Source organism: Thermus thalpophilus (assembly GCF_022760915.1).
GTDB classification, from domain to species: Bacteria; Deinococcota; Deinococci; order Deinococcales; family Thermaceae; genus Thermus; species Thermus thalpophilus.
This window is the reverse complement of record NZ_JAKTNS010000028.1, coordinates 17,352-26,401: the sequence shown is the minus strand read 5'-3', so window position 1 is coordinate 26,401 and position 9,050 is coordinate 17,352. Positions and strand designations below refer to the sequence as shown.

The 9,050-nt window shown below is 67.0% G+C and carries 12 protein-coding genes; 3 read left to right on the top strand and 9 right to left on the bottom strand.

Annotated features, from left to right (window positions below; genetic code table 11):
- The 7 genes from L0D17_RS09875 to gyrA all read right to left on the bottom strand — a co-directional run bounded on the left by L0D17_RS09875 (position 1) and on the right by gyrA (position 5,526).
- The gene (locus tag L0D17_RS09875; RefSeq protein ID WP_039459068.1) at positions 1 to 684 is read right to left on the bottom strand and encodes a response regulator transcription factor; all 684 of its coding nucleotides are present in this window, start codon (positions 682 to 684) and stop codon (positions 1 to 3) included.
- Positions 681 to 1,040: a hypothetical protein gene (locus L0D17_RS09870; protein ID WP_243094958.1), complete on the bottom strand. Its 360-nt coding sequence runs from the start codon at positions 1,038 to 1,040 to the stop codon at positions 681 to 683. Before L0D17_RS09870 ends, L0D17_RS09875 begins: the two co-directional genes overlap by 4 nt.
- A 421-nt stretch (positions 1,041 to 1,461) precedes the next feature.
- On the bottom strand, positions 1,462 to 2,070 hold the full coding sequence (locus L0D17_RS09865) for a helix-turn-helix domain-containing protein (protein ID WP_243094957.1): 609 nt from the start codon (positions 2,068 to 2,070) through the stop codon (positions 1,462 to 1,464).
- A 74-nt stretch (positions 2,071 to 2,144) separates the two neighbouring features.
- Positions 2,145 to 2,375 carry a hypothetical protein gene (locus L0D17_RS09860; RefSeq protein ID WP_039459060.1) on the bottom strand — a complete coding sequence of 77 codons (231 nt, stop codon included), beginning with the start codon at positions 2,373 to 2,375 and terminating at the stop codon, positions 2,145 to 2,147.
- Entirely contained in the window at positions 2,372 to 2,800 is a 429-nt protein-coding gene (locus L0D17_RS09855) for a nucleotidyltransferase (RefSeq protein ID WP_243094956.1), read from the bottom strand. The genes L0D17_RS09860 and L0D17_RS09855 overlap by 4 nt, the downstream gene beginning before the upstream one ends.
- Positions 2,797 to 3,108 carry a divalent-cation tolerance protein CutA gene (gene cutA / locus L0D17_RS09850; RefSeq protein ID WP_039459054.1) on the bottom strand — a complete coding sequence of 104 codons (312 nt, stop codon included), beginning with the start codon at positions 3,106 to 3,108 and terminating at the stop codon, positions 2,797 to 2,799. The genes L0D17_RS09855 and cutA overlap by 4 nt, the downstream gene beginning before the upstream one ends.
- Complete coding sequence (gene gyrA / locus L0D17_RS09845) at positions 3,109 to 5,526, bottom strand: DNA gyrase subunit A (RefSeq protein ID WP_243094955.1); 2,418 nt, start codon at positions 5,524 to 5,526, stop codon at positions 3,109 to 3,111.
- A 145-nt stretch (positions 5,527 to 5,671) separates the two neighbouring features.
- On the opposite strand from gyrA, the gene L0D17_RS09840 reads away from it, so the two are divergent.
- Positions 5,672 to 6,970: a MiaB/RimO family radical SAM methylthiotransferase gene (locus tag L0D17_RS09840; protein ID WP_243094954.1), complete on the top strand. Its 1,299-nt coding sequence runs from the start codon at positions 5,672 to 5,674 to the stop codon at positions 6,968 to 6,970.
- Between the two features lie 9 nt (positions 6,971 to 6,979).
- Positions 6,980 to 7,303, top strand: coding sequence for a histidine triad nucleotide-binding protein (locus L0D17_RS09835; RefSeq protein WP_039455498.1), 324 nt, complete (start codon positions 6,980 to 6,982; stop codon positions 7,301 to 7,303).
- Here L0D17_RS09835 and L0D17_RS09830 read toward each other — a convergent pair.
- Together L0D17_RS09830 and L0D17_RS09825 are read right to left on the bottom strand one after the other, a co-directional pair.
- Positions 7,284 to 8,051 carry a metallophosphoesterase gene (locus L0D17_RS09830; protein WP_243094953.1) on the bottom strand — a complete coding sequence of 256 codons (768 nt, stop codon included), beginning with the start codon at positions 8,049 to 8,051 and terminating at the stop codon, positions 7,284 to 7,286. The genes L0D17_RS09835 and L0D17_RS09830 overlap by 20 nt on opposite strands.
- Positions 8,052 to 8,054: 3 nt before the next feature.
- Entirely contained in the window at positions 8,055 to 8,483 is a 429-nt protein-coding gene (locus L0D17_RS09825; protein WP_243094952.1) for a bifunctional nuclease family protein, read from the bottom strand.
- Between the two features lie 22 nt (positions 8,484 to 8,505).
- Here L0D17_RS09825 and L0D17_RS09820 point away from each other — a divergent pair, with 22 nt between their 5' ends.
- On the top strand, positions 8,506 to 9,042 hold the full coding sequence (locus L0D17_RS09820) for a phosphoribosyltransferase family protein (protein WP_243094951.1): 537 nt from the start codon (positions 8,506 to 8,508) through the stop codon (positions 9,040 to 9,042).
- The last annotated feature ends 8 nt before the right edge of the window (positions 9,043 to 9,050 follow it).

The window sequence follows — 9,050 nt, the reverse complement described above, 5'->3', positions numbered from 1 at the left end:
CTAGGCGTCCTCTTCCCCTTTGCCCGGGCGCACGGCGTAGCCCAGGCCCCGCACCGTGCGCAGGTAGCCGTAGGCCCCCACCTCCCTCAGCTTGGCGCGCAGGTTGGCCACGTGCACGTCCAGCACGTTGGACTCCCGCCCCAAGGGGCGGCCCCAGATCTTCTCCTCTATCTCCTCCCGGGGGAAGACCCTCCCCGGGCGGCCCATGAGGAGGTGGAGGAGGTCAAACTCCTTGGGGGAAAGCCGCACCTCGGTTTCCCCGAAGAAGACCTGGCGCCGCTTGGGGTAAAGCTCCAGCTTCCCCACCGCCAGGACCTCGCTTCCCCCCTTGTGCCGCAGCTGCACCTGGATGCGGGCCAAAAGCTCGGCGGGATGGAAGGGCTTTACCAGGTAATCGTCCGCTCCCTCGGAAAGCAGGCCCACCTTGCGCTCCACGGCGTCTTGGGCGGTGAGGACCAGGATGGGGGTGTCGTCCGTGGCCCGGATGCGCCGGGCCACCTCCGCCCCGTCCAGATCGGGGAGGCCCAGGTCTAAGACCACCAAATCGGGCTTCTTCTCCCGGTGGCGCATGAGGCCCTCCATGCCGTTTTTGGCCCACTCCACCTGGAAGCCCGCTTCCTTCAGCTCCAGCTCCACCAGCCGGGCCACCTCGGGATCGTCCTCAATGAGGAGGATGCGCTTCATGGCCAAAGCCTTTCCGGGGGGGTGAGGCCGTAAACCTCCCTGAGAAGCTTGAGGAGGCTCACCCGCTCCCTTTCCCAAAGGAGAAGGACATCCCCCCGTTCCGCCACGCCGGGAAAGGCCTTGGGCCTTTCCCCGGGAAGGGCCAGAAGGAGCTGCACCTCCTGCCCAAACCTGGGAGGCACGGGGGGAGAAAGGGGAAGAAGGCGCTTGCCCTCCACCCGCCAGGCCCCGTGGAGGGTGCGCAGGTCCTGGGAAAGGAGCCTAAGCTCCGTCCCCGGGGGCAAAGCGGGGCCCAAGAGGGGGGGCAAGGCGGCCAAAGCCGCGCCGAGAAGGAGGAGAAAAGCCCAAAGGCGCATCTTTCCCCATTTTAGGCGGAGGGCTCCGCCCTTTGTGGGAGGGAGGTTAAGGGGCCTGAAGGTTTCTCCGGCAGGAGGAGAGGGTACTCAATCACCGCCGCCCGGCTGAACTTCACCTCCTTCTGCCCGAGGAGGGAGCGCTCCGGTGAAGGAGCCTTCGGCCCAGGTGGTTTTCCGCCGGGGTGCCCACCAGGTGGATAAAGCGGCGAGAAAAGCCCCAAAAAGGGAAGAAGGGGCTGGTAGGCCCCGGGCACCTCCAGATTTGGGAGCCGCAAAAATCCCTGGATGTACCCCCCGGAGTAGGTGTAAACCTAGCCCAAAAAGTAGAGGGTGACGAGGAGGGGAAGAAGGGTGATGAGCCCCGTGAGAAAACACCGGCGGAGGCGCATGGCCTTTGGTTTACGCCCGGGCCTCCCGGTTTTCAGCGGCCATCGCCCCGGCTTTGGGCGAGCTCCTTAAGGCCCTTCACGTCCCGGAGGACGATCTTGCCGTAGCCCGAGCGGATGTACCCCTCCCGGGCGAGCTCCCCGATCACCTTGGTCACGGTTTCCCGGACGCTTCCCACCGCGGCGGCCAGCTCGTCGTGGGTGGCCCGTAGGACCAGGCCCTCCTCCTCCTCCCGGGCCAAGGGGGTTTCCGCCAGCTCCAAAAGAGCGGCGGCCATGCGGTTTTTGAGCCTTTGCGTGGCCAAGCGCTCTATGCGACGGTAGGACTCGGCAAGGGCCTGGGCCAGGTGGGCCACCAGGTCCAGGAGCTCCTCGGGCCTGGGCTCTTTGGGCAGGGCTTCCACCGCCACCTCCGTCACCGCCTCGGCGAAGTAAGTGCGCTCGGTGCCGGAAAGGGCTTCTTCACCAAAGTAGCCGCCCGGGCGCACCAGGCGCAGGGTGAGGGCGTTCCCCTCCTCGTCCACCGCTTCCAAGCGCACCAGGCCCTCGAGGACCCGGTAGACCCGGTCCCTGGGCCCCGGCACCCCGGGGTAGAGGATGACCTCGCCGGGCTTGAAGCTTAGGGTTTCGCGGGCCTGGGTCATGGTTGCCTCCTCAGCCCCAGGCTAGCACGCCCCCGGGGATTTTGTAAACCTTTGGGTTGCAAAAATCGCCCGGGTTACCGGGGCGGCAGGGGGCGCCTCCGGGCGATGGGCAGGAGGCGCTCCGTGGAGACCTCCGCTGGCTTTCCCTGGCGCCTCGCCTCCTCCCGCGCCAGCTCCGCCCAGAAGAGGGCCATCTCCCACACCGCCCGGAGCCTTGCCTCCAGGGGCACGTCCCGCCACTCCTCCCGGTCGTCCGGAGGGGCGCTTAGGGGAAAGCGGCGGGCTAATGGGCGGATCTTCCTCATGGCTCTAGCTCCTCTATATCCCTCAGGTCCACGGGACGGCCAAAGGCCCGCTTGAGGTGCTTGAAGTCCTCGGGATGGACCACGAAAACCGGCACACCCTCCACTTCAAAGGTAAGGCGCCGGGCAAAGGCCTCGTCAAAGGAAGGAGCGTCCAGGATCACCAGGTCTATCCGGTTGGGGGCGTAGCCCAGCTGGATGACCCCCGGGGTGGCCAGGTCCTCCAGGGTGAGGCCGAGGTCATCTCCCCCGAAGAAGTCCCGGATGGCGGACAAAACCTTCCCCGCCTCCTTGCCATCCACCCAGAGGTCCAGGTCCTTGGTGAAGCGGGGCCGGCCCAAGAAGGCCAGGGCGTAGCCCCCGATGACCAAAAACCGGGCCCCTTGGGCGTGGAGGGCCCGGAGGAAGTCCCGCATGTCCGGGGTCATCCCGTGTTCTCCCTAAGCCACTCCAGATAGGGCCCGTGCCCCTCGGCGATGGGCAGGGCGATGATCTCGGGCACCGTGTAGGGGTGGAGGGCGCGCACCCGCTCCTTCAGCCGAGGGAAGGCGAAGGTGGTGGTCTTCACCACGAGGAGGAGCTCCCGGTCCTCCACCACCTCCCCCTGCCAGCGGTAGATGGAGGTGAGGCCGGGGACGATGTTCACGCAAGCGGCCAGGCGCTCCTCCACCAGGGCCCGGGCCAGGGTCTTCGCCACCTCCTCCGTGGGCACGGTGATGAGGACCACCTCTTCCATCTACTTTTCCTCCTCCACGGCGAAGGCGCTCGCCACCTCGTCGTCCTCGGGCAGGTTCATCACCTTGACCCCGGCGGTGGGCCGGGAGTACTGGGGAATCTCCTTCACCGGGGTGCGGATGGCCAGACCCTTCTTGGAGAGGACCAGGAGGTCCTCCGTACCCCGCACCTTTAGGAGGGCGGAAAGCCGCCCGGTGCGCACGCTCACCCCGTAGGTGATCACCCCCACCCCGCCCCGGCCCTGCAGGGGGTACTCGGAAAGGGGGGTGCGCTTGCCGTAGCCCCGGGTGCTCACCGCCAGGAGGTCCACCATCTCCCCGGGCTTCACCGCAAGGAGGGAGACCACCCGGTCCCCGGGCTTCTTAAAGCGGATGCCCGTGACCCCTTGGCTGTCCCGCCCCGTGGCCCGCACCTCCCCCAGGGGGAAGCGGATGGCTTGCCCCGCCTCCGTGGCCAGGATGGCCTCGTCCTCGGGGTCGGAAAGGGCCACGCCGATGAGGCGGTCCCCCTCTTGGAGCCGGATGGCGATGAGGCCCGCCGCCCCCAGGTTCTGGTACTCCCTTAAGGCGGTGCGCTTCACCAGGCCCCGTTCCGTGGCAAAGACCAGGTAGCCTTCCCCCTCGAGGCCCCGCACGGAAAGGAGCGCGGCCACCTCCTCCTCCTCGGAGAGGGGGAGGAGGCTTTTCACGTGCACCCCCCGGGCCTGGCGGCCGAGCTCCGGAAGCTCGTAGACCTTGAGGCGGTAGACCCGGCCCCGGTTGGTGAAGAGGAGGAGGTCGTCGTGGGCCCCGGCCACGAAGACCTGGGTGGCCTCGTCCTCCTCCTTGGTCTTCCCCGCCACCAGGCCCTTGCCCCCCCGGCCCTGGGCCCGGTAGGCCTCCAAGGGGAGGCGCTTGAGGAAGCCCTGGGCGGTGAGGGTGATGACCATGGGCTCGTCCTCAATGAGGTCCTCAGGGTTGAAGTTCTCCTCAAACTCGGTGATGAGGGTGCGGCGGGCATCCCCGTACTTTTCCTTGACCCGGAAGAGATCCTGCTTCACCTTGCTCCAAAGCCGGGTTTCGTCCTGGAGGATGGCCTTAAGCCGGGCGATCTCCTCCATGAGCTCCCGGTACTCCTCCTGGAGCTTTTCCCGCTCCAAGGCCACCAGGCGCTGCAGGCGCATGTCCAAGATGGCCTGGGCCTGGACCTCGGTGAGGCCAAAGCGCTCCATGAGGGCGGCGCGGGCCTTTTGCGCGTCCTCCGAGCCCCGGATGAGGGCGATGACCTCGTCAATGTGGTCCAAGGCGATGAGAAGCCCCTCCAGGACGTGGGCCCTTTCCTCGGCCTTCCTCAGGTCAAAGAGGCTTCTACGCCGCACCACCTCCTTGCGGTGGTCCAGGTAGTGGCGCATGAGGCCGAGGAGGGAAAGGACCTTGGGCTCCCCCTGGACGATGGCCAGCAGGTTCACCGTGAAGGAGGTCTGCAAGGCGGTGTGCTTGTAGAGCTGGTTGAGGACCACCTGGGGGTTTGCGCCCCGCTTGAGCTCAATGGCGATCCTGAGCCCCTGCCGGTCGGACTCGTCCCGGAGGGCCACGATGTCCTCCAGTTTCTTGGCCTTGACCAGGGCGGCGATCTGGGCGATGAGGCTCGCCTTGTTCACCTGGTAGGGGATCTCCGTGACCACCAGCATGGGGCGCTGGCCCTTCTCCTCAATCCGCACTTTAGCCCGCACCTTCAGGCTTCCCCGGCCGGTGGCGTAAGCCTCCTTGATCCCTTTGCGGGAAAGCTTCCCCCCCGTGGGGAAGTCGGGGCCCGGGAGGTGGCGCATGACCTCCTCGAGGGTGATCCCTGGGTTGTCAATCATGGCCACCAGGGCGTCCACCACCTCGGAAAGGTTGTGGGGCGGGAGGCTTGTGGCCATGCCCACGGCGATGCCGCTCGCCCCGTTCACCAGGAGGTTGGGGATGGCGGCGGGCAAGACCTCGGGCTCCTTAAGGGAGCCGTCGTAGTTGGGGCGGAAGTCCACCGTTTCCTTGTCAATCTCGGCCAGCATCTCCGCCCCCAGGTGGGAGAGCCGGGCCTCGGTGTAGCGCTGGGCGGCCGGGGGGTCCCCGTCAATGGAGCCGAAGTTGCCCTGGCCGTCCATCAGGGGGTAGCGCAGGTTCCAGGGCTGGGCCAAGCGCACCAGGGCGTCGTAGATGGCGGCGTCCCCGTGGGGGTGGTACTTGCCCATGACCTCGCCCACGATCTTGGCGCTTTTCACGTGCTTGCGGGTGGGCAAGACCCCCTCCTGGTAGGCGCCAAAGAGGATCCGCCGCTGGACCGGCTTGAGCCCGTCCCGCACGTCGGGCAGGGCCCGGTCCACGATGACGGACATGGCGTAGTTGATGAAGCTCTGCTTAAGCTCCTCGGTGATTTCTACAGGCACAACCTGGGACATAGCGCTCCTGAGGCGTTTAGACGCCGAGTTTCATTATAGCAGGGTTTCCCCGGCTCCGCTCGCTCCGCTCTATGGAGCGATTGTAAGTAAAGCCGCGTGCCCTGGCGCGTTGACCCCGGGTCTTCCCCCGGGCAGAATGGGAAGGATGCGCGCCGCTTTCCGCACCTTAGGGTGCAAGGTCAACCAGGTGGAGACAGAAGCCCTCTTGGGCTTCCTGAAGGCCTTGGAGCCCCAGGTGGTGCCCTTGGAGGAAGGGGCCGACCTCGTGGTCATCAACACCTGCGCCGTCACCACCACCGCCGAGGCGGACGCCAGAAAGGAGATCCGCCGGGCCCGGCGGGCCAATCCCGAGGCCTTCATCGTGGTCACGGGGTGCTACGCCGAGCTCGCCCCCGAGCAAATCCGGGAGCTGGGGGCCGATGCCGTGGTGCCCAATAGCCGCAAGGCGGAGCTTCCCAAGGTGATCCTAGAGCACTTTGGCCTGCCCTCGGACCCCATCACCACCCCCCCCAACGAGTTCTGGGGGGCGGGGGAAAGGGGGCTTCTGAATAGCCGGGTGCGGGCCTTTTTGAAGGTTCAAGACGGCTGCCAGGTGGGGTGCGCCTACTGCATCATCCCCAGGCTTCGCGGCAAGGAGCGCCACCGGGACCACAAGGACGCCTTGGCCGAGGCGGAGGCCCTGCTGAGGATGGGCATCAAGGAAATCGTCCTCACCGGGGTGCGGCTTGGGAGCTACCGGGGGCACCCCAGGGGCATCGCCGGGCTCGTGGAGGACCTCTACCACCTGGGGGCTAAGGTGCGGCTTTCCTCCATAGAGCCCGAGGACACGGGGGAGGACCTCCTCCGGGTCATCGCCCGCTACGCCCCTGCGGTCCGGCCCCACCTGCACCTCTCCTTGCAGACGGGTTCGGACCGACTCCTTAAGCTCATGGGCCGCCGTTACGACAAGGCCTACTACCGAGGTTTGGTGCAAAGGGCCTACGAGCTCATCCCGGGCTTCGCCCTCACCACCGACGTGATCGCCGGCCTGCCCACGGAAACCGAGGAGGAACACCGGGAAACCCTGGCCTTCCTGGAAGAGCTCAGGCCCACCCGGGTCCACGCCTTCACCTACACCCCCCGTCCCAAGACCCGAGCCGCCTCCATGCCCCAGGTGCCCCCGGAGGTGCGCAAGCGCCGCACCAAGGAGCTCATCGCCTTGGCAGAGCGCCTGGCGGAGGCGCGCATCCGGCCGAAGCTGGGGGAGGAGGTGGAGGTTTTGGTGGAGCGCCTGCAAGGTGGGCAGGTCCTGGGCCACACCCCGGACTACTACGAGGCCCGTCTCTCGGGCTCGGCCCGGCCGGGGGAGACCGTTTGGGCCCGGGTGGAAGGGGTGGAGGGGTACACCCTCCTGGGCCGGGTGGTGGGGGTGAAGGAGGGGCTTGTGGAGTTCCCCCTAAGGTAGACTTTTCCCATGGACTGCGTGTTTTGCCGCATCATTCGGGGAGAGCTTCCCGCGCGCAGGGTTTACGAGGACGAGGCGTTTGTGGCCTTTCACGACATCCGGCCCAGGGCCCCGGTGCACGTTCTGGTGGTGCCCAAGGAGCACGTGGAGAAGCTTTCCGACTACCCCGATGACGAAGAGGGGGAAAGGAGGCTTGGGGCCCTTTTCCGCACCGCCAACCGGGTGGCGCGGCTTCTTGGGCTTCCTGGCTACAAGGTTCAGGTGCACGTGGGGGAGAAGGGCGGCCAGGAGGTCTTCCACGTGCACGTGCACGTCATGGGGAGCCCCGCCTGAGGAGAAAGCGGTCCAGGACCCGTCCCTCCGGGTCCAGGACGTGGCCCTCGAGGGTGGTGTCCGTGGCTTCCAAGAACAGGGCGTGGTGGGCCACGGCCAAGGACTGGGTAAAGGGAAGGGGCGCCCGGATGGGGTAGAGGGGGGCACCCCCGCCCCCCAGGACCAGGTGGGTGGTGGAGCCCACGCGGAGCCTTTCGTAGTGGTGATCGTGCCCGGTCAGGACCAAGGGAACCGCCGCCTGGCTTAGAAGGGGTTCCAGCAGACTCCGCAGCACAGGGCTTCCCCCGTGGAGGCCAGAGGAGTAAAGGGGGCGGTGCAGGACCACCACCCGCCAAGGGGCGGAGGAGGTGGCCAGGGCCTCTTGGAGCCAAGCCCTTTGCTCCCGAAGCGAGGCCTCGGTGTAAAGGAAGAAGAACTCCACGGCCCCAAGGCGCAGGCGGTAGTAGGGTTTGGCGAGCCCGAAGCGGCGGAGCTGCTCAGATAAGGCGGGGGCGTCGTGGTTGCCAAAGGCGGGGTAGAGGGGGAGGGTGGGGAGGTCCTGGAGGAACCGCTCCACCACGCGGCCCCTGGGGTAGAAGTTGTCCCCCACGGTGAGGAGGGCCAGGAGGGGCTGTGTTCCGTGCACGTTCCGCAAAAGGGCCGCCACCTGGGCCCTTCCCGGGGTGTCGGCCCCCCAGTCGCCGAGGACCGCCACCCGCCCTGCTTGCGCCGGGAGGAGGAAAAGAAGGGCGAGGAGGGCCCGAAGCACCGCCTACGCTTCTGCCGCCCCGTGGGGCTTGAGGCTCGCCTCCTCCACCCCCGCCTTTTCCACCACCTCCTCCGCCACCAGGATGGGGGCTCCCACCCGGAGGGCCAAGGCCATGGCGTCGGAGGGGCGGGCGTCCACCTCCAGCTCAATCCCCCGGTGTTCCAGGATGAGCCGGGCGTAAAAGGTGCCGTCTTTTAGGTCGGTGATCTCCACCCGCTTGAGCTTTCCCTGGAGCATATCCATCACGGACAGGAGGAGGTCCGGGGTGAGGGGGCGGGGGGGTTTTTCCCCCTGCAGGGCCACCACGATGTGGTGGGCCTCGAGGGGACCTATCACGATGGGGAGAAGCTTGTCGTTCTCCGTCCTGAGCAGGACCACCACGCTGCCGTTTTGGGGGTCCACGCCCAGGGTTTCAATCTTGGCGTTCAGCATACTTTGAGTATAGACTGGCGGCGTGAGGACCTACCCTGTGGAGATCGCCGGGGTCAAGAGGGAGCTTCCCATCGTTCGGGTGGGCCCGGACGTGGCCGTGGCCCTTTTGAACCTCTTGGGGGACACCGAGCTTACCGAGGCCGCCGCCGAGGCGCTGGCCAAGCGCCTTCCCCCCGAGGTGGAAACCCTGGTCACCCCGGAGGTCAAAGCGGTGCCCTTGGCCCACGCCCTTTCCCGCATCACGGGGAAGCCCTACGTGGTGGCCCGCAAGACGGAAAAGCCCTACATGATCAACCCCGTGAGCCGGCAGGTGCTCTCCATCACCACGGGCAAGCCCCAGCTTCTGGTGTTGGACGGGGCCGATGTTCCCCTCATTCGGGGGAAGAAGGTGGCCATCGTGGACGACGTGGTCTCCACGGGCTCCACCCTTTCTGGGCTTAGGGAGCTCATTGAGAGCGTGGGGGGGCAGGTGGTGGCGGTCCTGGCGGTCTTCACCGAGGGCACGCCCAGGCAGGACGTTATCGCCCTGGGCCACCTACCCCTCTTTAAGCCGGAATAGGAGGGCTT

Bases quoted from the DNA above. Each gene is read 5' to 3' on its own strand.
- L0D17_RS09875 (WP_039459068.1), bottom strand. From the start codon at position 684: ATGAAGCGCATCCTCCTCATTGAGGACGATCCCGAGGTGGCCCGGCTG.
- L0D17_RS09870 (WP_243094958.1), bottom strand. From the start codon at position 1,040: ATGCGCCTTTGGGCTTTTCTCCTCCTTCTCGGCGCGGCTTTGGCCGCC.
- L0D17_RS09865 (WP_243094957.1), bottom strand. From the start codon at position 2,070: ATGACCCAGGCCCGCGAAACCCTAAGCTTCAAGCCCGGCGAGGTCATC.
- L0D17_RS09860 (WP_039459060.1), bottom strand. From the start codon at position 2,375: ATGAGGAAGATCCGCCCATTAGCCCGCCGCTTTCCCCTAAGCGCCCCT.
- L0D17_RS09855 (WP_243094956.1), bottom strand. From the start codon at position 2,800: ATGACCCCGGACATGCGGGACTTCCTCCGGGCCCTCCACGCCCAAGGG.
- cutA (WP_039459054.1), bottom strand. From the start codon at position 3,108: ATGGAAGAGGTGGTCCTCATCACCGTGCCCACGGAGGAGGTGGCGAAG.
- gyrA (WP_243094955.1), bottom strand. From the start codon at position 5,526: ATGTCCCAGGTTGTGCCTGTAGAAATCACCGAGGAGCTTAAGCAGAGC.
- L0D17_RS09840 (WP_243094954.1), top strand. From the start codon at position 5,672: ATGCGCGCCGCTTTCCGCACCTTAGGGTGCAAGGTCAACCAGGTGGAG.
- L0D17_RS09835 (WP_039455498.1), top strand. From the start codon at position 6,980: ATGGACTGCGTGTTTTGCCGCATCATTCGGGGAGAGCTTCCCGCGCGC.
- L0D17_RS09825 (WP_243094952.1), bottom strand. From the start codon at position 8,483: ATGCTGAACGCCAAGATTGAAACCCTGGGCGTGGACCCCCAAAACGGC.